A 26,859-nucleotide genomic window follows, 5' to 3' on the forward strand; every position below is an offset into this window, starting at 1 on the left:
TATTCACCACATAACCCTTGTGGGAGCGGGCTTGCTCGCGAAGGCGGTGGATCAGTTGTCCCATAGGGTTGAGTTTGCCCCGATCTTTTACGCCGTACGCGCCAGCTTTGCTTCCTCACCCAGGCACGCCGCCGCCGTGAACAGCACATCCGTCGACGAATTCAACGCCGTCTCCGCCGAGTCCTGCAGGACACCGATGATGAAACCCACAGCGACCACTTGCATGGCGATCTCACTGGGAATGCCAAACAGGCTGCACGCCAGGGGAATCAGCAACAGCGAACCGCCGGCCACCCCGGACGCACCGCAGGCGCAAATGGCGGCGACAACGCTCAGCAGCACGGCCGTTGGCAGGTCAACTGCAATACCCAAGGTATGTACGGCGGCCAGGGTCAGTACGGTGATGGTGATGGCAGCGCCGGCCATGTTGATGGTCGCGCCCAGTGGGATCGACACCGAATAGGTGTCTTCGTGCAGGCCCAGGCGTTTGCTCAGTTCCAGGTTCACCGGGATATTCGCCGCCGAGCTGCGGGTGAAAAACGCTGTGATGCCACTCTCGCGCAGGCAGGTGAACACCAGCGGGTAAGGGTTGCGACGCAGTTTCCAGAACACGATGAGTGGGTTGACCACCAACGCCACGAACAGCATGCAACCGATCAACACGGTCAGCAGGTGCAGGTAGCCGAGCAGGGCGCCGAAGCCGGACGTGGCCAGGGTCGAGGCCACCAGCCCGAAGATCCCCAGCGGGGCGAAGCGGATCACCAGGCGCACAATCACGGTCACGCCGTTGGACAGGTCTTCGAGCACGGTGCGCGTGGTCTGGCCAGCATGGCGAATGGCAATGCCCATGCCGATGGCCCAGGCCAGGATACCGATGAAGTTGCCGTTGAGCAGGGCGCGGACCGGGTTGTCCACCACGCTGAGCAACAGGCCCTGTAGGACCTCACTGATGCCGCCGGGTGCGGTGACCGCGACGTCATGGGTGGTCAGCACGAGGCTGGACGGAAACAACGTACTGGCAACCACCGCGACCACCGCCGCGGCGAACGTGCCCAGCAGGTAGAGGAACAAGATGGGGCGGATATGGGTTTCCTGGCCGTGCTTGTGGTTGGCGATCGACGCCATGACCAGCACGAACACCAGGATCGGCGCCACGGCCTTGAGCGCGGAGACGAAGACGTTGCCGATGAAGGCGCTGGACTTGGCCACCTCGGGCGCCAGCCATGCCAGGACAATACCGGCGATCAGGCCAATGATGATTTGCGTCACCAGGCTGGTGCGTTTAAGGCGTTGCAAAGGGGTAACGGACGAAGCTGTCATAGCGGCATCTCTGATTTTATTGTGTTCAACGGTCGACAGATCAGGGCAACAAGCGGGCAGGCCACATGAGCGAACCGAGAGAAAGTACGGCATTTGCAGGCCGCGGACTTTAGCACAGCCGGTAATAAATCTGACGGACCTGTGACAGTCCGTCACCCTTATCCGGGCCATGACGTGCGTTTGTAAGACGCGTGCATTCTGTTAGGCTTTGCGGTTCTCACCTTCTTTCCGCCAGCGGGCCTTTTGGCCATCGTTGGTGTCGTCGTTTCGCTGGAGTTCCACATGTTGTTACCCATTTTCCTGCTGTCAGCCGCCGGTTTCACCGTGCTGACCACGGAATTCGTCATCGTCGGCCTGTTGCCCTCCATCGCTCGCGACCTGCACGTCAGCATTCCCCAGGCCGGGCTGCTGGTGACGTTGTTTGCGTTTACGGTGGCGGCGTTCGGGCCGTTCCTCACGGCCTGGTTCGCCCGCTTCGAGCGGCGCAAGCTGTTTATCAGTGTGCTGGTGATGTTCGGCCTGGCCAACCTGCTGGCCACCTTTGCCCCCAACATTTGGGTAATGGCCCTTGCCCGGCTGATCCCGGCCCTGGGCCTGCCGGTGTTCTGGGCGCTGGCCAGTGAAACGGCGGTGGACATTGTCGGGCCGCAACTGGCCGGGCGGGCCATCGCCCGGATCGGCTTCGGCATCGTCTGTGCCACGGTGTTCGGCATTCCAGTGGGCACGTTGATCGCCGATGCGTTTGGCTGGCGCAGTGCCTTCGCGATCCTGGCGGTCATTGCCTTCGCCAAGGCCTTGTTGCTGTTTATCTATTTGCCGAAAACCAACCTGCACCAGCATCAGGTGAGCTTCCGTTCGCAGTTGAAGATCCTGCGCAGCCCGTTGATGCAAGGGCACGTGCTGTTGTCGATCCTGGTGTTCAGCGGCATGTTCACCGCCTACACCTATCTGGCGGATATCCTCGAACGCCTCGCCGGATTCGATGGCACCCTGGTGGGCTGGTGCCTGATGGGCTTCGGCGCCGTCGGGCTGTTGGGCAACTCCTTGGGCGGCCGTGCGGTGGACCGCCATCCGCTGATCGCGTCGATGGTGTTCTGCCTGTTCCTGATCGGCGGCATGGTGGCGTTGGTCCCAAGCATTCATTCACCCCTCGCGCTGGCGGCGGCGATGGGCATCTGGGGCGTGACCCAGGCCGCGTTGTTCCTGGTCAGCCATGTGCGGTTGATGAAGGCAGCCCCGCAGGCCCCGGCGTTTGCCGCCTCGTTAAACATCGCCGGGGCCAATTTGGGGATTGGCCTGGGGGCGATGATCGGTGGCCGGGTCATCGATACCCTGGGCCTGGGCAGTGTCGGGTTCGCGGCCGCCGGGTTCATCTTCGTCTCGATTTTGCTGGCGTTGCTCCTGATGACTTTCAAGCCCCGCGCGACTTGCCTGGATAGCTAAGCGCTGAACAACTCGCGACGGGCGCCTTCGGCAATCGCAACGATGCCAGGATGGCTGACCTTGCGTTCCACGGAAATGGCATAGAAGGATTCGCTCACCGCATCGGTCTGGCCGATCAGTTCTACGCCGTACTGCCGCTTGACCTCTTCGGCGATCACGCTCGGGCCGATGAAAATCCCACTGCCTGATTGCCCAAAGGCCTGCATCAAGGCGCTGTCATCGAATTCGCCGACGATGCGCGGTTGGATCTGTTGCTCGGCGAACCAGCGTTGCAAGCGGCTGCGCACTACGGTTTCCGGCCCGGGAATCAGCAGCGGAGCGTCATTGAGGCCATGGGGGAAATCCTGCCCGTAGCGTTCGGCCAGCGCGGCGGTGGCAAAAAAACTGATCCCGCATTCCCCCAGTTTCTGGCTGTAGCCCTTGATGTCCAGGTGGGTCGGCATCGGGCTGTCGGAAATCACCAGGTCCAGGCGCTGGATCGCCAGGTCCGCCAGCAGCCGTTCGAGCTTGTCCTCGCGACAGGTGATGCGCAGCGGTTCACTCAACTCCATGGTCGGCGCCAAGAGTCGATAGACGATGGACTTGGGCACCACATCCGCGACTCCGACCCGGAACAGGGTTTGCTGTTCGTTGGGCTGGGCCCTCAGCATCAGTTCCAGCTCACCGCCCAACTGGAACATGTGTTCGGCGTAGGGCAGTGTCTGGCGGCCGGCTTCGGTCAGTTCCAACTGCCGCCCGACACGACGAAACAATTTGATGTTATAGGTTTGCTCGAACAGGGAAATCTGCCCGCTGATGGTCTGTGGGGTCAGGTTCAACTGCTCGCACGCCCGCACGATGCTGCCGGTTTTTGCCACGACCCAAAAGTAATGCAGTTGTCGATAATTGAGCATGGGTTCACATTGCTTCGTAAAAACCGAAGTATAACCGCTGAAAATACGAATTTTCCTGAAGTATTCGTCTCTCTAGAATGCCTGGCCATTGGTGGGCCACTTTCGAGCTCCTTCTATTCTTCAAGAGGCATCTATTCCATGACCTATAAATCCCTGGGGCTTGCAGCCCTGTTGGTGATGTCGGTAACGACACTGGCGGGCTGTGAACAGGCTGAAAAAAGTGCTCAGCAGTTAATGGGGCAGGCTGCGGAAACCGCCAAGCAGGCCATCGACGATACCCATAAGGCCGCCGAACAGGCGATCAGCGAAGCCACCGGCGGCTTGATCAGCCCGAAGAAAGAGCCAGCGGACGAAGTTGACGAAACACAAACCCCTACCAAAACCATCTAACGCGTCACATCAGTCAGGACTGACCCATGGATTATCTTTTACAGCTCGCCGCCAGCCCCACCGCGTGGATCGCCCTGGCGACTCTGGTCGTGATGGAAATCGTGCTTGGCATCGATAACCTGATCTTCATTTCGATTCTGACCAACAAGCTGCCCGAACAGCATCGTGCCAAGGCGCGGCGGATCGGTATCGGCATGGCGCTGATCCTGCGCTTGGGCCTGTTGAGCACGATTGCCTTCATTGTGCAGTTGACCGAACCGGTCATCGAAATCCTCGGCCAGGCGTTCTCCTGGAAAGACATGATCCTGATCGCCGGCGGCCTGTTCCTGCTGTGGAAAGCGACCACTGAAATCCACCACAGCATGGACCCGGCGCCGAATGATCCCAAGTCGGCCACGTCCGGTGTGACCCTGGGCTTTGCCGCGGCCATCGGTCAGATCCTGATGTTGGACCTGGTGTTCTCCATCGACAGTATCATCACTGCCGTGGGCATGACCGAGCATTTGCCGATCATGATCATCGCGGTCGTCGTATCGGTGCTGGTGATGCTGCTGGCGGCCGAACCGCTGGCCAAGTTCATCAATGACAACCCGACGGTGGTGATGTTGGCCCTGGGCTTCCTGATCATGATCGGCATGACGCTGATCGCTGAAGGTTTCGGCGCCCATGTACCGAAAGGCTATATCTATGCGGCCATGGCGTTCTCGGCGGCGATCGAGGTGTTGAACATGTTGTCCCGCAGGGCCAAGGAAAAGGCGCTGCCCGATAACGCCTGATTCCAGGCAGCAGGCAGAAGCCACCCGGGTCCAGGCCCGGGTGGCTTTTTTTTGGATTTGAGAACGATGGGTTTGAACGTGAGAGGTCAGTGCGCGGCGGCGTGGTGCCGGGCAGGTTTGGCGGCTTTTCCCGATGGCGCAGGTGGCGCGTGATGGTGGCGTCGAGCGATTCGAAGCACGCCCCACAGCATGGCCGTGGCTACGCTCAGCCAGCCGAATATCAGCATCAGGATTGTCGTCGTCAGGCTCATTTGTGCCTCCTTCTATCCCCGGTTCGGGATAACGCACCCAGTACAATGGACAGTCTAGTCGCTCAAGTGTTGCAGCTTGTCGATGTATGGCGCTGGGGTATGGATCGGTTCGTTCTAGCGCCCTTTTAAAACGATGGTTATGGCTATACCCAGGGCTGTGCGCACCTTATGATCGTCGACCCACGCCTGGCCCGGATGCCGGGTACCTGAACAAGAGAGTCATCATGTCGCCAGTCATTCCATCGTTTCGATCATTGGTACTGGCGGTGTCCTGCCTCGTCGCCCTGGCGGGTTGCGCGGGCAGCGTATCGCCGCAGATCCAGCGCCTGCCGGAACGGGTAGAGCTCAACAGCGTGCCGTTCTATCGTGGCGAAATGCACCAGGGCGCCCCGCAATCCCTGGCCGCCTTGCTGACGTTGCAAGGCACCGTGATCACCCCGGGGCTGTTGGAAAAACCCTTGCACCTACCCGGTGGCGAAGCCCATTTGCAGAAAAATATGCAAACACTGGCGCGCGAGTACGGGCTGCTGGTGTATCCCCTCGACGCCAGGCTGCCCGCGCTGTTGGAGCAGGTCGCGGCGGGTTATCCAGTGCTGGTGCGCTATGTCGATGGTTCGGCGTTTTGGGCCGCGCCTCGGTATGGGATTCTCGCCGGCTACAACCGCCAGAAGCAGACGGTGTTGTTGCGTGCAGGCATGAATCGTCGGCAGTTGATGAGTTTCAGTGCTTTCGAATCGGCCTTCCAGAGCGCGGGTGGCTGGGCGGTGCTGGTTCAGCGCCCTACGCAGCTTCCAGCCAATGTCGACTCACAGCGTTGGTTGAAAGCGGCGGCCGATCTGGCCGGGGCAGGGCAGGAGCAAGCGGCGGCGCGGGCCACCAAGGCGCTCAGCGCCGCGCATTGATCGTTCATCCCGTTCGTCACTTGCCGGGCACGACCGGGCAGGGCTGAGGCTCTTATCGTCAGGGTTGGGCATTTTTCCGACCGTGATAGGAGGAGGCACGCATGGCACAGTCGAAAACACCTACGGGGCCACATTCATCCGAGCATTCCAGTGGTGATGATTTGGGGTTCGATCCGGACTCGCCGGACCTTGAGGATCCCCAGGTCGATCCGGTCGGGCCGGCCAAGGCGCCGCTGGATAAAAAGGATGAGCGAAAGCCTGAACCTTATGATCCGCTGGGTGACTTGAAGCCATAGATTAAAAGGTCCCAGCGAGTTGGGTAATGCTGTTCATGGACGCGTAGTTTGGTGTGTAGATCCGTTTCAGCGGTAACGGCTACTGGTGGTTCCGCTCTTACAGCGGGTCACTATTGGAAGAGCGTCCAGATCAGGATCCAAAGCAAGAGCAGGAGCGGGGCACATGCCGGCATCTATGTGGCTGAGCCACCGCTATCGCGAGCAAGCCCGCTCCCACATTGGATCTTCAGTGAACACAAAACTTGTGAACACCCAAGGTCATCTGTGGGAGCGAGCTTGCTCGCGATGAGGTTGGGCATTACGACGAATCGGAGCTTTTTAGATTCGTGGATTACTTGGAGGCTTCCACCACCCCACTCTGGCGGCTCTTGAGATTCTTGGCGGCCTTGTATTGCAGGGCCACCGCCGGCACGGCGGCGCTTTTTCCGGTTTCCACCCAGCTACGAATCCGGCTGGCATCGGCGAAGTGCGTGTACTTGCCAAAGGCGTCGAGGATCACCAGCGCCATCGGGCGATTGCCCATCTTAGTTACCAGCACCAGGCAGTGGCCGGCTTGGTTGGTAAAGCCGGTCTTGGTCAACTGGATATCCCAATTGGCCTTGTGAACCAAATGGTCGGTATTGCGAAACCCCAGGCTATACACGGGCTTGCGGAAGGTAACGGTCTTCTCCTTGGTCGTACTCAATTCGCTCAGCAGCGGGTACTTGCGGGCGGCGATCAGCAACTTGGTCAGGTCCCTGGCAGTGGAGACGTTGTTGATCGACAGGCCCGTCGGCTCGACGTAATGCGTGCTGGTCATGCCCAACGCCTTGGCCTTGGCGTTCATGGCGGCAATGAACGCCGCATAGCCGCCCGGATAGTGGTGGGCGAGGCTGGCGGCGGCGCGGTTTTCCGAAGACATCAGGGCGATCAGCAAAACGTCCCGGCGTGACAGTTCGCTGTTGAGCTTGACCCGCGAAAACACCCCCTTCATCTCTGGGGTGTTGGCGATGGTGATGGAAATGTATTCATCCAGGTTCTGTTTGGCATCCAGCACGATCAGACCGGTCATCAACTTGGTCACCGAAGCGATCGGCACCACCACGTCGGGGTTGCTCGAATAAACGACTTTATCCGTCTGCAAGTCCAGCAACATCGCGCTGCCCGAGGCGACTTGCAGCTTGGTCGTGTCCCGAGGGGCCGCGATGGTTTCCTGTGCAACGACGTTTTGCGTGATAAAGCTGCCTGTGAAAGCGATGAACAGGCTGATGATCGAAAGATGGATTTTCACGCGAGTAGACTCGATGGAGTTGAAGGTGCCGTTGAGCAACGACTTAAAAAAAACGTCGCATTCTAGGAGTATGGGCGACAGCAGCGCTATATGCCTGTACCGCCAGGGGTTGTGAATAAATAAAGTTTAATGAAGGGGGATTCTGGCGAATCGAATCTGAAAAATTCGTAGTTTGCGCGATCGAGGGAATCGCGGCACAGGCCAACGCCTGTCGATAAGGGGCAGGCGACAAAAACGCTTGTGGGAGCGAGCCTGCTCGCGATAGCGGAGTTTCAGCCAACATTGATATTGGCTGATCCCAAGCTATCGCGAGCAGGCTCGCTCCCACAGGGTTTATGGCTGGATTGAAGCGATATGTCAGCTATGCAGCGTCTCGGCCGCGTACAACGTGTTTTCCAACAGGCAGGCGCGGGTCATCGGGCCTACGCCGCCGGGTACCGGGGTGATCCAGCCAGCGCGGGGCAGGGCGGTCTCGTAGACCACATCGCCCACCAGCTTGCCATCTTCCTGGCGATTGATGCCCACGTCGATGACGATGGCGCCTTCCTTGATCCACTCACCCCTGACCAGGCCGGGTTTGCCGGCGGCCACTACCACCAGGTCGGCACGGCCGACATGGCCGGCCAGGTCCTTGGTGAAGCGATGGGTCACGGTCACGGTGCAGCCGGCCAGCAGCAACTCCATGGCCATCGGGCGACCAACGATGTTGGACGCACCCACCACCACGGCATCAAGGCCATACAGGTCCACGCCAGTGCTTTCCAGCAAGGTCATGATGCCCTTGGGGGTGCAGGGGCGAAGCAGTGGGATACGCTGGGCCAGGCGGCCGACGTTATAAGGATGGAAGCCGTCGACGTCTTTGTCTGGACGGATACGCTCCAGCAGCTTGGAGGCGTCGAGGTGTTCAGGCAGCGGCAACTGGAGCAGAACACCGTCGATGTTCGGATCGTCGTTCAGGCGATCGATCAGATCGGCCAACGCTTGCTGGGTGGTTTCGGAAGGCAGGTCGTAGGCCTGGGAAAGGAAGCCGACCTCTTCACAGTCTTTACGCTTGTGCGAGACATAAACCTGAGAGGCAGGATCGCTGCCGACCAGGATCACCGCAAGGCCGGGCGTGCGCAGGCCTTGCTGGCGGCGCTCGGTGACTCGTTGGGCGATCTGCTGGCGCAGGCTGGCGGCGATCGATTTGCCGTCGATAAGTTGTGCAGTCATTGCGCGTGGTTAACCATCGAGAGGGGAAAAAAAGAGAGCGCATTCTCGCACGCCGGGGCGTGAGGGCAAAGGCGCTTGGTCTGCAAATTCCCCTAACCCCTTTAATTAAATGAATTTTTTTTAAAAAAGAGTTGACGACCTATCAGGCCGTCTATAACATTCGTCGCACTTGTCGGGCACAGCCTAGCACTGGTTAAGAAGGTCGAGCGGAGTTGGTTGTTTCAACTCGGCAAAACTGAAAGCACTTAGTTTGTAATCGTCCAAGAATACAGATTAAAAAGGCGCCCGTAGCTCAGCTGGATAGAGCATCCGCCTTCTAAGCGGATGGTCGCAGGTTCGAGTCCTGCCGGGTGCGCCAATTAGGCAGCTTTGGCACAAGTAAGGCAACAAGGCAATATGGTGGGCGTAGCTCAGTTGGTAGAGCACGGGATTGTGACTCCCGTTGTCGTGGGTTCGATCCCCATCGTCCACCCCATATTCTAGAAAGGCGCCAGATCTAACAATCTGGCGCCTTTGCTTTAAAAGCTTGATACGCGGATGTGGTGGAATTGGTAGACACACTGGATTTAGGTTCCAGCGCCGCAAGGTGTGAGAGTTCGAGTCTCTCCGTCCGCACCATACAAGTCGCTATTTAAATAGCAGAAAACGGCGCAGTACCTGAAAAGGGCTGCGCCGTTTTTGTTTTCGGTGGTTCTGTGTCTGGCGTCGGCGCTATTTTTTGCGGTTGAGCGCAGCGGACGGCTTGTCGCGAATGTGTTTCGTGATGATGCGTAGCATGCCCGTCGGTCTCCTTGTGGGGCGGGGCGCTGCGCGATCGGACACGCCGCTTCTATATATAGAAGCGCTGGCGCAGAGCCTTGGACTGAATCGACTGTATTTGCAATCCGGGTGGGGCATGACCGTTTGTCCCTTCCTAAATCCGGCGCCTGTTTCCAGCGCGTTTTCAGTAGGGTGACTTCTTGAGTTTGACCTACTAGAATGCATGCCCTTGATTCTGGGGTCGGAAACGCCCGGCCAACGTCTGTGCAACGAGGAATATCCATGCAAGTTTCTGTTGAAAATACTTCTGCTCTTGAGCGCCGCATGAGCATCACCGTGCCGGCTGAGCGCATCGAGACTCAGGTCAACAAGCGTCTGCAGCAGACTGCCCAAAAGGCCAAAATCCCAGGTTTCCGCCCAGGCAAAGTGCCAATGAGCGTGATCCGTCAGCGTTACGAAGCTGATGCGCGTCAGGAAGCCGTGGGCGACGTGATCCAGTCTTCGTTCTACGAAGCGGTCGTCGAGCAGAAGCTGAACCCGGCCGGCGCTCCGTCCGTCGAGCCTAAAGTGCTGGAAAAAGGCAAGGACCTGGAATTCGTCGCTACTTTCGAAGTGTTCCCTGAGTTCACGGTTGCCGGTTTCGAATCCATCGCCGTCGAGCGCCTGAGCGCTGATGTGTCGGATGCCGACCTGGACAAGATGCTGGACATCCTGCGCAAGCAGAACACCCGTTTCGAAGTGACCGAGCGTGCTGCCCAGAACGAAGACCAACTGAACATCGATTTCGTCGGCAAGGTCGACGGTGAAGTGTTCGCTGGCGGTTCCGCCAAGGCTACCCAGCTGGTACTGGGCTCCGGTCGCATGATCCCTGGCTTCGAAGATGGCCTGGTTGGCGCCAAGGCCGGTGAAGAGCGCGTGCTGAACGTGACCTTCCCTGAGGACTACCAGAACCTGGACTTGGCTGGCAAAGCCGCCGAGTTCACCGTGACCGTCAACAGCGTTTCCGAGCCGAAACTGCCTGAGCTGAACGAAGAGTTCTTCGCCCAGTTCGGCATCAAGGAAACCGGTCTGGAAGGTTTCCGCGCCGAAGTTCGCAAGAACATGGAGCGTGAACTGCGCCAGGCCATCAAGTCCAAGGTCAAGAACCAGGTCATGGACGGTCTGCTGGCTTCCAACCCGATCGAAGTGCCAAAGGCCCTGCTGGACAACGAAGTGAACCGTCTGCGCGTGCAGGCTGTTCAGCAGTTCGGCGGCAACATCAAGCCGGACCAACTGCCTGCCGAGCTGTTCGAAGAGCAAGCCAAGCGCCGCGTCGTGCTGGGCCTGATCGTCGCCGAAGTGGTCAAGCAGTTCGAACTCAAGCCTGACGAAGCCCGTGTTCGCGAGCTGATCCAGGAAATGGCCTCGGCCTACCAGGAGCCTGAGCAAGTCGTGTCCTGGTACTACAAGAACGACCAGCAACTGAACGAAGTCCGTTCGGTTGTGCTGGAAGAACAAGTTGTGGATACTGTTCTGCAGAAAGCTAGCGTGACCGATAAAGCGGTCTCTTACGAAGAAGCGGTCAAGCCGGTGGAAGCTCCACAAGCCGATTGATGGTTCTGCGGTAAGAAATAAACACCCATAAGCCAGCCTTCGTGCTGGCTTATGCGTATTCAAGACATAACTATTTGGGAGTGACTGCGAGACATGTCCCGCAATTCTTTTTATCAGCAGAGCTCTGACATCCAGGCCGCAGGCGGCCTGGTCCCGATGGTTATCGAGCAGTCCGCCCGTGGCGAACGTGCCTATGACATCTACTCGCGTCTGCTCAAGGAACGCGTCATCTTTCTGGTGGGCCCGGTAGAGGACTACATGGCCAACCTGATCTGTGCGCAACTGTTGTTCCTTGAAGCCGAAAACCCGGACAAAGACATCCATCTCTATATCAACTCCCCGGGCGGTTCGGTGACGGCGGGCATGTCGATCTACGACACCATGCAGTTCATCAAGCCTAACGTTTCGACGACCTGTATCGGCCAGGCGTGCAGCATGGGCGCGTTTTTGCTGACTGCTGGTGCCCATGGCAAGCGTTACTGCCTGCCGAACTCGCGCGTGATGATTCACCAGCCACTGGGCGGTTTCCAGGGCCAGGCATCGGATATCGAAATCCATGCCAAGGAAATCCTCTTCATCCGCGAGCGCCTCAACACCTTGATGGCCAAGCACAGCGGGCGCACGCTTGAAGAAATCGAGCGCGATACCAATCGCGATAATTTCATGAGCGCTGAAGCCGCACGTGAATATGGTCTGATCGATGAAGTGATCAGCCAGCGCCCCGCTTAAAATAAGCAGCTCAAAATGAGGTTGATCGGCAGGTCCGATCACCTGCGGGCTTGAAAAAGCCCGCAATTGCCTTCATCTTGTGTTGCAAGCCTATCGGATTTGGATCGATCGAATGACTGACACCCGCAACGGCGAGGACAACGGCAAACTGCTTTATTGCTCCTTCTGTGGCAAAAGCCAGCATGAAGTGCGCAAATTGATTGCCGGCCCCTCGGTCTTCATTTGCGACGAGTGCGTCGACCTGTGCAATGACATCATCCGCGAGGAGGTGCAGGAAGCCCAGGCCGAGAGCAGCGCGCATAAATTGCCTTCGCCTAAAGAAATCAGCGGCATCCTTGATCAGTATGTGATTGGTCAGGAACGTGCGAAAAAGGTACTGGCCGTAGCGGTGTACAACCACTACAAGCGCCTGAACCAGCGTGACAAAAAGAATGACGAGGTCGAACTCGGCAAGAGCAACATCTTGCTGATCGGCCCGACAGGCTCGGGTAAGACCCTGCTTGCCGAAACCCTGGCCCGCTTGCTGAACGTTCCGTTCACCATCGCCGATGCAACCACCCTCACCGAGGCGGGTTATGTCGGTGAAGACGTCGAGAACATCATTCAGAAGTTGTTGCAGAAGTGCGACTACGATGTGGAAAAGGCCCAGATGGGTATTGTCTACATCGACGAAATCGACAAGATTTCCCGCAAGTCCGACAACCCGTCCATCACCCGGGACGTTTCCGGTGAAGGCGTGCAGCAGGCCTTGCTCAAGTTGATCGAAGGCACGGTCGCTTCCGTTCCACCCCAAGGTGGTCGCAAGCATCCGCAGCAGGAATTCCTGCAAGTTGATACCCGTAACATCCTGTTCATCTGCGGCGGTGCGTTTTCCGGCCTGGAAAAGGTTATTCAGAACCGTTCCACCCGTGGCGGCATTGGTTTCAACGCCGAAGTGCGCAGCAAGGAAGAAGGCAAGAAGGTGGGTGAGTCCCTGCGTGAAGTCGAGCCTGACGATTTGGTCAAGTTCGGTCTGATCCCGGAATTCGTCGGTCGTCTGCCGGTCCTGGCAACGCTGGATGAGTTGGATGAAGCGGCGTTGATGCAGATTCTGACCGAGCCGAAGAACGCCCTGACCAAGCAGTATGCCAAGCTGTTCGAAATGGAAGGTGTAGACCTGGAGTTCCGTTCCGACGCGCTGAAATCGGTCGCCAAACGTGCCCTGGAGCGTAAGACCGGTGCCCGTGGGTTGCGCTCGATTCTCGAAGGCGTATTGCTCGACACGATGTATGAAATCCCCTCGCAGTCCGAGGTGAGTAAAGTCGTGATCGACGAAAGCGTTATAGAAGGCAAGTCCAAGCCATTGTATATCTATGAAAACAATGAGCCGGCTGCCAAGGCCGCACCGGACGCTTAAGCGTCCCGCTGCCGGAATAAAGAAGGGGCCTTCGGGCCCCTTTGCTTTTAGCGCGTTTTAGACGTGTCTTAGCGCTTGTTTTTTTTCAAGGCTGCCCCCATCTTGGTTTCAAGCTTACTTCCATCTGTTTCCGGCCCTAGGGCCGCCGTAGAGGCGAAATCATGAAGACAACCATCGAATTGCCTCTCCTGCCATTGCGCGATGTCGTGGTGTATCCGCACATGGTTATCCCGCTGTTCGTGGGGCGCGAGAAGTCCATCGAAGCCCTTGAGGCTGCGATGACGGGTGACAAGCAGATTCTGCTGCTGGCTCAGAGAAATCCAGCCGACGATGATCCCGGCGAAGACGCACTTTATCGCGTAGGTACGATTGCAACGGTTCTGCAGTTGCTCAAGTTGCCCGATGGTACCGTCAAGGTCCTGGTCGAAGGCGAGCAGCGCGGTACTGTCGAACGTTTCAGCGAAGTGGACGGCCACTGCCGGGCCGAGGTGTCGCTGATCGAAGAAGTCGATGCGCCCGAGCGTGAATCAGAGGTGTTTGTCCGTAGCCTGCTGTCACAGTTCGAACAATACGTGCAATTGGGCAAGAAGGTGCCTGCAGAGGTCCTGTCGTCGCTTAACAGCATCGACGAGCCTGGACGGCTGGTCGATACGATGGCGGCCCACATGGCCCTCAAGATCGAGCAGAAGCAGGAAATTCTCGAGATCATCGATCTGTCGGCCCGTGTCGAACACGTGCTCGCATTGCTCGATGGCGAAATCGATCTGTTGCAGGTTGAAAAACGCATTCGCGGTCGCGTCAAGAAGCAGATGGAGCGCAGCCAGCGCGAGTACTACCTGAATGAGCAGATGAAGGCCATTCAGAAAGAGCTGGGTGATGGCGATGAAGGTCACAACGAAATCGAAGAGCTGAAAAAGCGCATCGATGCCGCCGGCTTGCCCAAGGATGCCTTGGCCAAGGCCCAGGCTGAATTGAACAAACTCAAGCAAATGTCGCCGATGTCTGCCGAAGCCACCGTGGTGCGCTCCTACATCGACTGGCTGGTCCAGGTGCCGTGGAAAGCCCAGAGCAAGGTGCGTCTGGACTTGGCGCGGGCCGAAGACATCCTCGATGCCGACCATTACGGTCTGGAAGAGGTCAAGGAACGCATCCTTGAATACCTCGCCGTGCAGAAGCGCGTGAAGAAGATTCGCGGTCCGGTCCTGTGCCTGGTCGGTCCTCCCGGGGTGGGTAAAACCTCCCTGGCGGAGTCGATTGCCCACGCGACCAACCGTAAATTCGTGCGCATGGCCTTGGGTGGCGTGCGTGACGAGGCGGAAATTCGTGGTCATCGCCGTACCTACATCGGTTCGATGCCGGGAAGATTGATTCAAAAGATGACAAAGGTCGGCGTGCGCAATCCGCTGTTCCTTCTGGACGAAATCGACAAGATGGGCAGCGACATGCGCGGCGATCCTGCCTCTGCATTGCTCGAAGTGCTTGATCCGGAGCAGAACCACAACTTCAACGATCACTACCTGGAGGTCGACTACGACCTGTCGGACGTGATGTTCCTCTGCACCTCCAACTCCATGAACATTCCGCCAGCGTTGCTGGACCGGATGGAGGTGATTCGTCTGCCGGGCTACACCGAGGACGAGAAGATCAACATCGCCGTGAAGTACCTTTCGCCCAAGCAGATCCAGGCCAATGGCCTGAAAAAAGGCGAGCTGGAATTCGACGAGGAAGCGATTCGCGACATCATCCGCTACTACACCCGCGAAGCCGGTGTGCGTGGCCTGGAGCGGCAGATTGCCAAGGTTTGCCGCAAGGCGGTCAAGGAACATGCGCTGGAAAAACGCTTCGCGGTCAAGGTCACTGCGGACCTGCTGGAGCACTTCCTGGGCGTGCGCAAGTTCCGCTACGGCCTGGCCGAGCAGCAGGACCAGATCGGCCAGGTGACTGGCCTGGCGTGGACTCAGGTCGGTGGCGAGTTGCTGACCATCGAAGCGGCCGTGGTACCGGGCAAGGGTCAACTGATCAAGACCGGTTCCCTGGGCGACGTGATGGTCGAGTCGATCACCGCGGCACTGACGGTGGTTCGCAGCCGCGCCCGGAGCCTGGGCATTCCCCTGGACTTCCATGAGAAGCGCGACACGCACATCCACATGCCTGAAGGGGCTACGCCCAAGGACGGCCCAAGCGCGGGTGTAGGCATGTGCACGGCCCTGGTCTCGGCCTTGACCGGTATTCCGGTGCGCGCCGACGTGGCCATGACGGGTGAAATCACGCTGCGCGGTCAAGTGCTGGCGATTGGTGGATTGAAGGAAAAACTGCTGGCGGCACACCGTGGCGGGATCAAGATCGTGATCATTCCCGAAGAGAATGTCCGCGATCTGAAGGAAATTCCTGACAACATCAAGCAAGATCTTCAGATCAAACCGGTTAAATGGATTGACGAGGTCCTGCAAATTGCGCTGCAATACGCGCCGGAGCCCTTGCCGGATGTGGCTCCGGAGATTGTCGCGAAGGAAGAGAAGCGAGAGTCTGACTCTAAGGAAAGAATTAGCACGCATTAATACGCATTTGCCTGGGGGGCCTTCCTTGACAGTTTTTTAGAGCCCTTGTTATAAAGCGGCTCTTAAGTGTCTGCAGGCCATTCAGCACTCGTTTTTGCTTTCACCAAAAAAACTTAGAATCATCTCAAATAGATATAAGGGGACTTAGAGTGAACAAGTCGGAACTGATTGATGCTATCGCTGCATCCGCTGATATCCCGAAAGCTGCTGCTGGCCGTGCGCTGGACGCTGTAATCGAATCCGTCACTGGCGCTCTCAAGGCTGGCGACTCCGTTGTTCTGGTTGGTTTCGGCACCTTCTCCGTGACCGATCGTCCTGCTCGTATCGGTCGCAACCCGCAGACCGGTAAGACGCTGGAAATCGCTGCTGCCAAAAAGCCAGGCTTCAAAGCTGGTAAAGCACTGAAAGAAGCCGTTAACTAAGGTTTCGTTGAGTTTATCCGGGTCGGGGTCATGCCTGGCTTGGCAGCGGAGCGGTAATACGACCGGTTGCTACCGGTCTGGCACGCCAGGGCTTGCAGGTTCGAGCCCGGTCCGCTCCGCCAGTTACGAGAAGGCGCATCCTCGGATGCGCCTTTCTTCTATCCGGATTCTACCCACGCTCCACGGTTGCCTAAATTTGAAGTTCAACCGTTTCTGGGGGACGCATGCTGCAGAATATCAGGGACAATTCACAAGGCTGGATTGCCAAGACCATCATCGGGATCATCGTCGCATTGATGGCGTTGACCGGTTTCGAAGCCATTTTTCAAGCCACCTCGAACACCAATGAAGCGGCCAAGGTCAACGGCGAAGAGATCAGCCAGAACGAGCTGAGCCAAGCGGTCGACATGCAACGCCGTCAGCTCATGCAACAGTTGGGCAAGGATTTCGACGCCTCCCTGCTGGACGAAAAAATGCTGCGCGATTCGGCACTCAAGGGCCTGATCGATCGCAAGTTGCTGCTGCAAGGCGCACACGATGCGAAATTCGCTTTCTCCGAAGCTGCGCTCGATCAAGTGGTCCTGCAAACGCCTGAGTTCCAGGTCGATGGCAAGTTCAGCGCCGAGCGTTTCGATCAAGTGATCCGCCAGCTGGGTTACAGCCGTATGCAATTCCGCCAGATGCTGGCTCAGGAAATGCTGATCGGTCAGTTGCGCGCCGGCCTGGCAGGCAGCGGTTTCGTCACCGATGCCCAGGTGCTGGCATTCGCCCGCTTGGAAAAGCAGACCCGTGATTTCGCCACCTTGGACATCAAGGCCGATCCGGCGTCGGTGAAGCTGACCGATGATGAGGTCAAGGCTTACTACGACCAACACGCCAAGGAATTCATGACGCCTGACCAGGTGGTCATCGATTACCTCGAGCTGAAGAAAGCCTCTTTCTTCGATCAGGTCAGCGTCAAGGACGAAGACCTGCAAGCGGCTTACCAGAAAGAAATCGCCAATCTGTCCGAGCAACGTCGGGCTGCGCACATCCTGATCGAAGTGAACGACAAGGTCACCGAAGCCCAGGCCAAGGCGAAGATCGAAGAGGTCCAGGCTCGCCTGGCCAAAGGCGAATCGTTTGAAGCCCTGGCGAAGGAGTTTTCCCAGGATCCGGGTTCGGCGAACAACGGCGGCGATCTCGGCTATGCCGGCCCAGGCGTCTACGATCCGGAGTTCGAAAAGGCCTTGTACGCCTTGAACAAGGATCAGGTCTCGGCACCGGTGCGCACCGACTTCGGTCTGCACCTGATCAAGCTGCTGGGTGTCGAAGCGCCTGAAGTGCCGAGCTTTGCCAGCCTCAAGGACAAACTGACCCGCGATCTGAAGACCCAGCAGGTGGAGCAACGTTTCGTGGAGGCGACCAAGCAATTGGAAGATGCCTCGTTCGAAGCGTCCGACCTGGCGCAACCGGCCCAGGACCTGAAGCTGACCGTCCACACATCGGCCCCGTTCGGTCGTGAAGGCGGCGAAGGCATTGCGGCCAATCGCGCGGTGGTGACCGCGGCGTTCAGCCCGGAAGTGCTGGAAGAGGGTGCCAACAGCACCGCCATCGAGCTGGACCCGGAAACCGTCGTGGTCCTGCGTGCCAAGGAGCACCGCAAGCCTGAGCAACTGCCGCTGGAAAAAGTGGCTGGCCCTATTCGTGCTCAATTGACCAAGGAACACGCCAGCGCAGCGGCCAAGACCCGCGCCGACGAGTTGATCGCCAGCCTGCGTGATGGCAAGACACCGCTGGACAAACCGGTCGACGGCCAGGGCTGGAAAGCCACCGAGGCGGTCACCCGCAACCAGGAAGGCATCGACCCGGCGGTGCTGCAAGCGCTGTTCCGCATGCCCAAGCCTGAGTCCAAGGACAAGCCGACCTTCAGCAGCGTGACCTTGCCTGACGGCAGCCTGGTGGTCGTGCGTCTGAACGGTGTAAACGAAGCGGCGGCACCGACTGACGAAGAGAAGGCGCAATATCGCCGCTACCTTGCGTCCCGCGTGGGTCAGCAGGACTTTGCGGCGTACCGCAAGCAGCTGGAGAGTCAGGCAGATATCAAGCGTTTCTGATTGCTTGTTGAGGCTGGCCGAATCTGGCTGGGCTGTTTATCTGGAAAAACGGTGCTTCTTCAGAAATGGGAAGTGCCGTTTTTTTTTGGTTTTTGAGAGGGGTCGGGTTTTGTGTGTATATCCGCGGACTTGCTCGCGAAGACGTTCCCCCTGTGGGAGCGAGCTTGCTCGCGATAACGGTGGATCAGCTTGCCTGGGTGTTGAATGTGTTGATGCTCCCACAGGGTATTACGGTGTGAACTGACTGGCGGCGCTTGTCAGAAAAATCCCGGAAGAGTACAAATGTACTCCATGACGACTCTCACTCCCCGCCGTACCGCCATCCTGACGTTTATCCGCGAACGCATCGCCGATCAGGGTCAGCCTCCAAGCCTCGCTGAAATCAGCGAGGCGTTCGGTTTTGCCTCTCGCAGCGTGGCGCGCAAGCATGTGCTGGCGTTGACCGAGGCTGGTTTCATCGAAGTCAATCCGCACCAGGCCCGAGGCATTCGCTTGCTGAACCAGCCGTCGCGGCCCGAACTGCTCGATGTGCCGGTGTTGGGGCGAGTGGCTGCCGGCCTGCCGATTGGCGCCGATGCAGAGGTTCACAGCCGCCTGATGCTGGACCCGGCGATCTTCACCAAGGCGCCGGATTACCTGCTGCGGGTCCAGGGCGATTCGATGATCGAGGACGGCATTCTCGACGGTGACCTGGTGGGCGTGCAGCGTACGCCGCAGGCTGCCAACGGCCAGATCGTCGTGGCGCGCCTGGACGGTGAAGTCACCATCAAGCGCTTCGAACGCATCGGCGAGCGGGTGCGTTTGCTGCCGCGCAACCCGGCCTACCAGCCGATCATCGTCGAGGCCGACCAGGACCTGGCGATAGAAGGAGTGTTCTGTGGTTTGGTGAGGCAAGGTTGATGGGCGCTGTCGTTGCGCTGGACACGCTGTTCAACGGCGGCCAGGTCTGGAAGGGCCGGCCTGCGCCGCCGGCTGCCAGCCCGCAACCCACTGGCCATGATGCACTGGACGCGGCGTTGCCCAGTGGCGGCTGGCCGGAAGCGGCGTTGACGGAGCTGCTCATCGCCGCGCCGGGCGTGGGCGAGTTGCAATTGGTTTGGCCGACCCTGGCGCGGCTGGCGGCGGCGGGGGAGCGGATTGTGTTGGTGGCGCCGCCATTCGTGCCTTATCCCCAGGCTTGGCAGAACGCCGGCATCGACCTACGCCAGTTGTCGATCATCCGTGCCGATGGGCGTGAGGCCCTGTGGGCCACCGAACAATGCCTGCGGTCGGGCAGTTGTGGCGCGGTGCTGTGCTGGCCCCGCCAAGCGGACGACCGGGCCTTGCGCCGTTTGCAAGTGGCGGCGGAAACCGGCCAGACCCTGGCATTCGCTTGGCGCCCGATCCAGGAGGCTATCAACCCGTCGCCGGCGGCTTTGCGCATCGCCATCGATACCCGGCCGGCGCAATTGCGCGTGCTCAAGTGCCGGGGCGGGCTGGCCCGTTCGGCCCCGATTGCCTTTGCCACGCTCGCCCCCCAAACCGGGCATTGAGGTTGCGATGCGCTGGGTCTGTATTCTTTTCCCGCAATTGGCGCTGGACGCCGCGCTGCGTCAGCGCCCCGATTCCGACCAGCCCCTGGCCTTGCTGACCGGCCCGGCCCAGCGCCGGATCCTGCAAGCGGTGAACGCGCCGGCACGGGCCCTGGGCTTGCGTCCCGGCCAGACCATGACCGCCGCCCAGGCCTTGAGCAAAGGCTTTGCCACCGCGGAGTACGACGCGGCGCAGATCGAGTATTGGCAACAGTTCCTGGCGGCTTGGGCCTACCGTTTCAGCTCCCAGGTCAGCGTGCATTACCCGCGTACCCTGCTGTTCGAGATCGAGTCGAGCCTGGGCCTGTTCGGGCCTTGGCCGGTGTTCGAGGCGCGCTTGCGCGCCGAATTGACCGAGCTGGGCTTTCGCCATCGCATCGTCGCCGCCCCCAACCCCGTGGCGGCGCGGGTGCTGGCTAATGCCTATGACGCCCTGGTGGTGCCCGATGCCGAGACTTTGCAGCACTGCCTGGGCCACATGCCCGTGGAACGAATTGGCCTGGAGCCCGACGTCGCCACGGCGCTGTCGCGCATGGGCCTGCGCCGCCTGAGCCAGGTCCAGGCCTTGCCCCGACAGACCCTGGCTCGGCGTTTCGAGGCCCAGGTGCTCAAGCACCTCGATGCGTTGACGGGCAGCCGCACCCTGGCGCTGTCGTTCTACCTGCCGCCCGACCGTTTCGACGTGCGCATCGAACTCAACTATGACGTGCAATCCCATCAGGCGCTGCTGTTCCCGTTGCGCCGCCTGACCGGTGACCTGTCGGCCTTCCTCTGCGGACGCGACAGCGGCGTGCAGCGCTTCGACTTGCACCTGGAACACGCCGGGTTGCCGGATACTGTGATCAAGGTCGGCCTGCTCAGCGCCGAACGTGACCCGGCGATGCTCTTCGAACTGGCCCGCGGTCGCTTGGAACAAGTGCAGGTCGAGGCCCCGGTGCGGGGTTTTCGCTTGTGTGCCGAAGACCTGCCGAGTTTCGTGCCCCAGCGCCTGGAACTGTTCGACGAACGCCCGCAACAGTCATTGCCCTGGGAGCAACTGCGGGAACGGCTGCGGGCCCGCCTGGGGGATGATGCCGTGCAAGGCTTGGGGTTTCGCGACGACCATCGGCCTGAGTGCGCCTGGCAGACGACTTCCCAGCCCCGATCCCAGGCTTGTCCGGCGCGCGAGGGCGTGCAGCGTCCCGGCTGGCTGTTGGATGAACCCCAGGCTTTGCCGCAAGGCCAGGCACAAATCCTCATGGGGCCCGAGCGTATCGAGACCGGTTGGTGGGACGGCGCGGATGTGCGCCGCGACTATTACCTGATCGAAACTCGCAGCGGACAACGGGGCTGGGCCTATCGACCGGTGGGCGAGGGCGGGCCGCTGTGGCTGCAGGGCTGGTTCGCATGAGCGTTGAATATGCCGAACTGCATTGCCTGTCGAACTTCAGCTTCCAGCGCGGCGCCTCCAGTGCCCTGGAATTGTGCCGTCGCGCCAAGCAGCAGGGCTATCAGGCCTTGGCGATCACCGATGAATGCACCCTGGCCGGGATCGTCCGGGCCTGGCAGGCGGCCAAGGAGTTGGCGCTGCAATTGATTGTCGGCAGCGAAATCCAGGTCGAGAACGGTCCGAAACTGGTGCTGCTGGTGGAAAACCTGGACGGCTATCAAGCCTTGTGTCGGTTGATCACCCGCGCCCGGCGCCGCAGCGAGAAGGGCCACTATCGCATCGTGCGGGAGGACTTCGACGAGCCCTTGCCGGGGCTGCTGGCGTTGTGGGTCGCCGAGGGCAAGGACGCCGAGGAGCACGGGCGTTGGCTCCAGCCGATCTTTGCCGGGCGCCTGTGGCTGACGGTCCAGTTGCATTGCGGGCAGGACGACCGCCGACGGCTGGCGGACTGCCTGGCGCTGGCCGAACGCTTGGATCTTCCGGCCGTGGCCAGCGGCGATGTGCACATGCATGTGCGCGGCCGTCGTGCCTTGCAGGACACCATGACCGCCATCCGCCACCACGTCACGGTGGCCGAGGCCGGCCAACGCCTGCACCCCAACGGCGAGCGTCACTTGCGCAGCCGCAAGGATCTGGCCGAGCTCTACCCGCGGGCCTTGCTCGACGAAACCCTGGCCATCGCCCGGCGCTGCACCTTCGACCTTGGCCAACTGCGCTATGAATATCCGCGTGAGCTGGTGCCCGAGGGGCATGATCCGGCGTCCTGGCTGCGGGAACTGACCGAGCGGGGCATGCGCGAGCGGTGGAAGGATGGCGTGACAGACAAGGTGCGGGCACAGATCGACAAGGAGCTGAGCCTGATCGCCGAGTTGGGCTATGACAGCTATTTCCTCACCGTGCAGGACATCGTCAGCTTTGCCCGCAGCCGCCATATCCTCTGCCAGGGGCGCGGTTCGGCGGCCAACTCGGCGGTGTGCTACGCCTTGGGCATTACCGAAATCGACCCCAGTCTCACCAGCCTGTTGTTCGAGCGTTTCCTGTCCCGGGAGCGCAACGAGCCGCCGGACATCGACGTCGACTTTGAACACGACCGTCGCGAGGAAGTGCTGCAGTACGTGTTCCAGCGCTATGGTCGTCATCGTGCGGCCTTGACGGCGGTGGTCAGCAGTTACCACGGCGCCGGGGCGGTGCGGGATGTGGCCAAGGCCCTGGGCCTGCCGCCGGACCAGGTCAATGCCCTGGCCGATTGCTGCGGCCGTTGGAGCGACGAGGCGCCGCCGGTGGAGCGCTTGCGTGAAGGCGGCTTCGACCCGGACAGCCCGGTGTTGCGCCGGGTCTTGGGCCTGACCCAGCAATTGATCGGTTTCCCCCGGCACTTATCCCAGCACCCTGGCGGCTTCGTGATTTCCGAACAGCCCCTGGACACCCTGGTGCCGGTGGAAAACGCGGCCATGGCCGAGCGCACCATCATCCAGTGGGACAAGGACGACCTGGACGCGGTCGGGCTGCTCAAGGTGGATATCCTGGCCCTGGGCATGCTCAGCGCGATTCGGCGTTGTTTCGACCTGATCGAGCAGTACCGAGGGCAGCGTTATGCCTTGGCGTCGTTGCCCCAGGAGGATCCGGCGACCTACCAGATGATCTCGCGAGCCGACACCATCGGTGTCTTCCAGATCGAATCCCGGGCGCAGATGTCGATGTTGCCTCGGCTGAGACCCGAGAGGTTCTACGATTTGGTCATCGAAGTGGCGATCGTGCGGCCCGGGCCGATCCAGGGAGGGATGGTGCACCCGTACCTGCGGCGCAGGAATAAAGAAGAAGAGGTGACGTATCCCTCTGAAGCGCTGAAAACAGTGCTTGACCGCACCCTGGGTGTGCCCTTGTTCCAGGAGCAGGTCATGCAGATCGCCATCGTCGCGGCCGACTACACCCCGGGCGAAGCAGACCAATTGCGGCGCTCCATGGCTGCCTGGAAACGTCACGGTGGGTTGGAGCCCCATCGGGAACGCCTGGCGCAGGGGATGAAGAACAATGGCTACACCGCTGAATTCGCCGCGCAAATCTTCGAACAGATCAAAGGCTTCGGCAATTACGGTTTTCCCGAATCCCACGCCGCCAGTTTCGCCTTGCTGACCTACGCCAGCAGCTGGCTCAAATGCCACGAACCGGCGGCGTTTGCCTGTGCCTTGATCAACAGTTGGCCGATGGGGTTCTACAGCCCGGACCAGATCCTCCAGGATGCCCGCCGGCATCAACTGTCGATCCGCCCGGTGGACGTGCGCGCCAGCGATTGGGAGTGCAGCCTCGAGCCCATGGACGGCCGGCAACCGGCGATCCGCATGGGGCTGCGCCTGGTCAAGGGGTTTCGCGAAGAGGATGCCCGCCGTATCGAAGCGGCGCGCCGGCAGCGGCCCTTCAACGACGTGGCCGACTTGGGTGAACGCGCGCAACTCGATGCCCGGGCCCAGGCGCAACTGGCGGACGCGGGGGCCTTGCAGGGCTTGGCCGGGGATCGCCATCGGGCTCGCTGGGAAGTGGCCGGGGTGCAGAAGCAACTGGGCCTTTTCGCCGGTTTGCCCAGCCAGGAAGAACCGCCCGTGACCCTGCCCGAACCCACGCTGGGGGAAAACCTGTTTGCCGATTACGCCACACTGGGCACGACTCTAGGCCCTCATCCGCTGGCCCTGCTGCGTCCCGAACTGCGCGCCCGGCGCTGCCGCAGCTCCCGGGAGTTGCAGGACGTGGAGCATGGCCGCAACGTCAGCGTCGCCGGGCTGGTCACTGGCCGCCAACGCCCGGGCACGGCCAGCGGCGTGACCTTCGTCACCCTGGAAGATGAATTCGGCAACCTCAACGTGGTGGTCTGGCGCGACCTGGCCGAGCGCCAGCGCAAGACCCTGGTGGGCTCGCAATTGCTCAGGGTCGACGGACGCTGGGAAAGCGTCGGCGAGGTCCGCCACTTGATCGCCGGGCGCTTGAGCGACCTGACTGAATTGTTGGCGGGTATCCAAGTGCAAAGCCGCGATTTCCGCTGAGGTTGCAAACCCTCCCTGGTTCCGGGACATGATTCCTGTGGCAAACAAAGAACTCTGTGGCGAGGGGATTTATCCCCGTTGGGTTGCGAAGCAGCCCCATGATTCATCAGCCACTGATGTCTCAGACAGGACGCAGGGGGGTGCTGCGCAACCCAGCGGGGATAAATCCCCTCGCCACAGATTTTTACTTTTGCCACAAGGATCGTGCGCAAACCGGTCACCATGAAACCAAACGCCAACCCGACGCTCGAAGCTCTGATCGCAAGGGATTTGTGTGCCGATTCCCTGCAGGTATTTTGAGGTTAGAGTCGACCATGCAGTTTCTATCCCAGAATCACGGGTGCCCTGGGTGGGGCGGTGAGATGGCCGGGCGTATCCGGGCGTTCGATTGGAGCCGAACCGAGTTGGGCGCCATCGAGCACTGGTCCGCCAGCTTGCGCAGCGCTGTCCAATTGTTGTTGGCTTCGCCCCTGCCGATGGTGATGTTGTGGGGCCGCCAGGGCTTCATGATCTACAACGACGCCTATGCCGAGTTCTCTGGCGGTCGCCATCCCTACCTGTTGGGGTGCGCGGTGGAGTTGGGCTGGCCGGAGGTTGCCGAATTCAATCGCCATGTCCTGGACGTTTGCCTGGCCGGCGGCACCTTGTCCTACCGCAGTAAAGAGCTGGTCCTGCTACGCGATGGCAAGCCTGAAGACGTGTGGATGGACCTCTACTACAGCCCGGTGCCCGATGACGACCAATCTCCGGCGGGGGTGTTGGCGATTGTGGTGGAAACCACCGAGCACGTATTGACCGAGCGCGCCCGGCAAGCGGCCGAACGCAGTTACCGCGCGGTCAATGAACGCATCCAGCTGGCGCTCTCGGCCGGGCCCTTGCTGGGGTCGTTCGTCTGGGACATCCAGGCCGACACGTTGTCGGGCGATGAGCGTTTCGCCCGTACTTTCAACTACCCACCCGACTGTTCGCTGGACGCATTGCCCATCGAAATTGCCCGCCAGGGTATCCACCCGGACGACCTTGAAGAGGTCAACCAGCGGGTCGAACTGACCGTGCGCACCGGCGTGTCTTACAGCGCTGAATATCGGGTTCGCCGCCTGGACGGCAACTATCGCTGGGTGCTGGCCAGCGGTCGATGTGAGTTCGATGGGGCGGGCAAGCCCCTGCGTTTTCCGGGGGTGCTGATTGATATCGATGAGCGCAAGACGGCCGAAGCGTCGCTGCTCAAGTTCACCCGCGATTTGGAGCAGCGCGTTGCCAACGAGGTGCAGGCGCGGCTGGCAGCGGAAGAACAGTTGCGCCAGTCACAGAAGCTCGAGGCCATTGGCGGCCTCACCGGTGGCGTGGCCCATGACTTCAATAACTTGCTGCAGGTGATCGCCGGCAACCTGCATTTACTGGCACGCCACGAACGAGACAATGCCAATGTGCAACGACGGGTCAGTGCCTCCATCGAAGCCGTGGAGCGGGGGGCCAAACTGTCCTCGCAGCTGTTGGCTTTTGCCCGGCGCCAGCCCTTGTCACCGGCGGTCTACAACCCTCGGCGCATCTATGAGGGCATGGGTGAGTTGCTGCAACGGGCCCTGGGCGAAACCATCCAGATTGAAGTGAGCCTGCCTCAGGCGCCCTGGTGCATCCACGTCGATCGCAACCAACTGGAAAACGCCCTGTTGAACCTGGCAATCAATGCCCGTGACGCCATGGACGGCGAGGGCACGATCCGCCTGCTCGGCGATAACATCGTGCTCGATGAAGCGTTCTGCGCCGGTAAGGAAATCCCGACCGGCGACTATGTCCGGCTGTCGGTGATCGATTGCGGTGCCGGCATGCCGCCCGATGTCCTGCAGCAAGTGTTCGAACCGTTTTTCACCACCAAGACCGATGGCCAGGGCACTGGGCTTGGATTGAGCATGGTGTTCGGGTTCGTCAAGCAGAGTGGCGGCCATATCGAGATTTCCAGCGACCTGGGTGAAGGCACGCGGGTGCGGATGTATTTCCCTCGAAGCCTTGCGCCTGAAGTAGGGGAAACCGAGCAATACGACGCGCTTCAGTCCGGCCGGCAAGAGACGATTCTGGTGGTGGAGGACAACGACGAGGTGCGCAGTGCGTCGGTGGACCTGCTGGAGCAGTCAGGCTATCGGACCCTCACGGCCGCCAACGGCGATGAGGCGATGAAACTGCTGCTGGACGGCACCGCGGTGGACCTGATTTTCACCGACGTGGTCATGCCTGGCCTGATCAAGAGCTCAGACCTGGCCGCCTGGGCCAAGGTGCAGAGCCCGCCGGTCCCGGTGCTGTTCACCTCGGGCCATACCCGGGACATCATCTCCCGGAACCATCAATTGAGCCCCGACACCCACCTGTTGAGCAAACCCTACGGCCCGGACGCATTGGCCCGGATGGTCAGGAGCGTGTTGGGCGGTTGATCGCTGCGTTTTAAACAAATGGAACCGAAGCCGTTGCGTCACCTTCGAATGTTCAAGACCGGTCAACCATCCGGCCCTGCCATGAACGAGGT

Annotated in this window: 21 protein-coding genes and 3 tRNA genes; 19 read left to right on the forward strand and 5 right to left on the reverse strand. The window is 60.2% G+C overall.

Translation table 11 applies throughout. From position 1 onward, the window contains the following. Positions 1-87: 87 nt before the first annotated feature. On the reverse strand, positions 88-1,320 hold the full coding sequence (sstT, locus tag HU715_RS04840; protein ID WP_186708321.1) for a serine/threonine transporter SstT: 1,233 nt from the start codon (positions 1,318-1,320) through the stop codon (positions 88-90). A gap of 282 nt (positions 1,321-1,602) precedes the next feature. On the opposite strand from sstT, the gene HU715_RS04845 reads away from it, so the two are divergent. Then, entirely contained in the window at positions 1,603-2,763 is a 1,161-nt protein-coding gene (locus tag HU715_RS04845; protein WP_186708323.1) for an MFS transporter, read from the forward strand. Here the strand turns inward: HU715_RS04845 and nhaR are convergent. Then, complete coding sequence (gene nhaR / locus HU715_RS04850; RefSeq protein ID WP_186708325.1) at positions 2,760-3,656, reverse strand: transcriptional activator NhaR; 897 nt, start codon at positions 3,654-3,656, stop codon at positions 2,760-2,762. The two genes, HU715_RS04845 and nhaR, sit on opposite strands and share 4 nt — an antisense overlap. A gap of 138 nt (positions 3,657-3,794) precedes the next feature. Here nhaR and HU715_RS04855 point away from each other — a divergent pair, with 138 nt between their 5' ends. Continuing rightward, complete coding sequence (locus HU715_RS04855) at positions 3,795-4,046, forward strand: hypothetical protein (protein WP_186708385.1); 252 nt, start codon at positions 3,795-3,797, stop codon at positions 4,044-4,046. A gap of 26 nt (positions 4,047-4,072) precedes the next feature. Continuing rightward, the gene (locus HU715_RS04860; protein WP_053120828.1) at positions 4,073-4,822 is read left to right on the forward strand and encodes a TerC family protein; all 750 of its coding nucleotides are present in this window, start codon (positions 4,073-4,075) and stop codon (positions 4,820-4,822) included. Positions 4,823-4,908: 86 nt separating this feature from the next. On the opposite strand, the gene HU715_RS04865 is transcribed toward HU715_RS04860, so the two are convergent. Then, positions 4,909-5,073, reverse strand: coding sequence for a hypothetical protein (locus tag HU715_RS04865; protein WP_186708327.1), 165 nt, complete (start codon positions 5,071-5,073; stop codon positions 4,909-4,911). A 224-nt stretch (positions 5,074-5,297) separates the two neighbouring features. On the opposite strand from HU715_RS04865, the gene HU715_RS04870 reads away from it, so the two are divergent. Beyond that, positions 5,298-5,975, forward strand: a complete 678-nt coding sequence (locus HU715_RS04870; RefSeq protein ID WP_186708329.1) for a peptidase C39 family protein — start codon at positions 5,298-5,300, stop codon at positions 5,973-5,975. 101 nt (positions 5,976-6,076) lie between these two features. Continuing rightward, positions 6,077-6,271, forward strand: a complete 195-nt coding sequence (locus tag HU715_RS04875) for a DUF6021 family protein (RefSeq protein ID WP_186708331.1) — start codon at positions 6,077-6,079, stop codon at positions 6,269-6,271. 331 nt (positions 6,272-6,602) lie between these two features. Here HU715_RS04875 and pbpG read toward each other — a convergent pair whose 3' ends face one another. Both pbpG and folD read right to left on the reverse strand, forming a co-directional pair. Continuing rightward, positions 6,603-7,541 (reverse strand): D-alanyl-D-alanine endopeptidase, encoded by a 939-nt coding sequence (gene pbpG, locus HU715_RS04880; protein WP_186708333.1) that lies wholly within the window; start codon positions 7,539-7,541, stop codon positions 6,603-6,605. A gap of 357 nt (positions 7,542-7,898) precedes the next feature. Beyond that, positions 7,899-8,753, reverse strand: coding sequence for a bifunctional methylenetetrahydrofolate dehydrogenase/methenyltetrahydrofolate cyclohydrolase FolD (gene folD / locus HU715_RS04885; protein ID WP_092326854.1), 855 nt, complete (start codon positions 8,751-8,753; stop codon positions 7,899-7,901). Between the two features lie 281 nt (positions 8,754-9,034). Here folD and HU715_RS04890 point away from each other — a divergent pair. The 14 genes from HU715_RS04890 (at position 9,035) to HU715_RS04955 (ending at position 26,767) form a co-directional block, all read left to right on the forward strand. After that, a tRNA-Arg gene (locus tag HU715_RS04890) sits at positions 9,035-9,111 on the forward strand. Positions 9,112-9,152: 41 nt separating this feature from the next. Next, a tRNA-His gene (locus HU715_RS04895) sits at positions 9,153-9,228 on the forward strand. A 58-nt stretch (positions 9,229-9,286) separates the two neighbouring features. Next, a tRNA-Leu gene (locus HU715_RS04900) sits at positions 9,287-9,371 on the forward strand. A gap of 423 nt (positions 9,372-9,794) precedes the next feature. Then, positions 9,795-11,105 carry a trigger factor gene (gene tig, locus HU715_RS04905; protein WP_122568033.1) on the forward strand — a complete coding sequence of 437 codons (1,311 nt, stop codon included), beginning with the start codon at positions 9,795-9,797 and terminating at the stop codon, positions 11,103-11,105. A gap of 93 nt (positions 11,106-11,198) precedes the next feature. Then, on the forward strand, positions 11,199-11,834 hold the full coding sequence (clpP, locus tag HU715_RS04910; RefSeq protein WP_186609760.1) for an ATP-dependent Clp endopeptidase proteolytic subunit ClpP: 636 nt from the start codon (positions 11,199-11,201) through the stop codon (positions 11,832-11,834). Between the two features lie 112 nt (positions 11,835-11,946). After that, positions 11,947-13,230 carry an ATP-dependent Clp protease ATP-binding subunit ClpX gene (gene clpX / locus HU715_RS04915; RefSeq protein WP_063322129.1) on the forward strand — a complete coding sequence of 428 codons (1,284 nt, stop codon included), beginning with the start codon at positions 11,947-11,949 and terminating at the stop codon, positions 13,228-13,230. Between the two features lie 161 nt (positions 13,231-13,391). Beyond that, the gene (gene lon / locus HU715_RS04920; protein ID WP_014339302.1) at positions 13,392-15,788 is read left to right on the forward strand and encodes an endopeptidase La; all 2,397 of its coding nucleotides are present in this window, start codon (positions 13,392-13,394) and stop codon (positions 15,786-15,788) included. A 149-nt stretch (positions 15,789-15,937) separates the two neighbouring features. Next, entirely contained in the window at positions 15,938-16,210 is a 273-nt protein-coding gene (locus HU715_RS04925) for an HU family DNA-binding protein (protein ID WP_002552737.1), read from the forward strand. A gap of 224 nt (positions 16,211-16,434) precedes the next feature. After that, the gene (locus HU715_RS04930) at positions 16,435-18,306 is read left to right on the forward strand and encodes a SurA N-terminal domain-containing protein (protein ID WP_186708334.1); all 1,872 of its coding nucleotides are present in this window, start codon (positions 16,435-16,437) and stop codon (positions 18,304-18,306) included. Positions 18,307-18,588: 282 nt separating this feature from the next. Beyond that, entirely contained in the window at positions 18,589-19,206 is a 618-nt protein-coding gene (lexA, locus tag HU715_RS04935; RefSeq protein WP_186708336.1) for a transcriptional repressor LexA, read from the forward strand. After that, positions 19,206-19,838, forward strand: coding sequence for a translesion DNA synthesis-associated protein ImuA (gene imuA / locus HU715_RS04940; RefSeq protein ID WP_186708338.1), 633 nt, complete (start codon positions 19,206-19,208; stop codon positions 19,836-19,838). Before lexA ends, imuA begins: the two co-directional genes overlap by 1 nt. A 7-nt stretch (positions 19,839-19,845) precedes the next feature. Next, positions 19,846-21,267, forward strand: coding sequence for a Y-family DNA polymerase (locus HU715_RS04945; protein ID WP_186708341.1), 1,422 nt, complete (start codon positions 19,846-19,848; stop codon positions 21,265-21,267). Next, complete coding sequence (locus HU715_RS04950) at positions 21,264-24,341, forward strand: error-prone DNA polymerase (protein ID WP_186708343.1); 3,078 nt, start codon at positions 21,264-21,266, stop codon at positions 24,339-24,341. Before HU715_RS04945 ends, HU715_RS04950 begins: the two co-directional genes overlap by 4 nt. A 314-nt stretch (positions 24,342-24,655) precedes the next feature. Then, positions 24,656-26,767 carry a hybrid sensor histidine kinase/response regulator gene (locus HU715_RS04955; RefSeq protein WP_186708345.1) on the forward strand — a complete coding sequence of 704 codons (2,112 nt, stop codon included), beginning with the start codon at positions 24,656-24,658 and terminating at the stop codon, positions 26,765-26,767. Positions 26,768-26,859: the final 92 nt, after the last annotated feature.

Origin of the sequence: Pseudomonas zanjanensis, assembly GCF_014268745.2 — a bacterium.
GTDB lineage: Bacteria > Pseudomonadota > Gammaproteobacteria > Pseudomonadales > Pseudomonadaceae > Aquipseudomonas > Aquipseudomonas zanjanensis.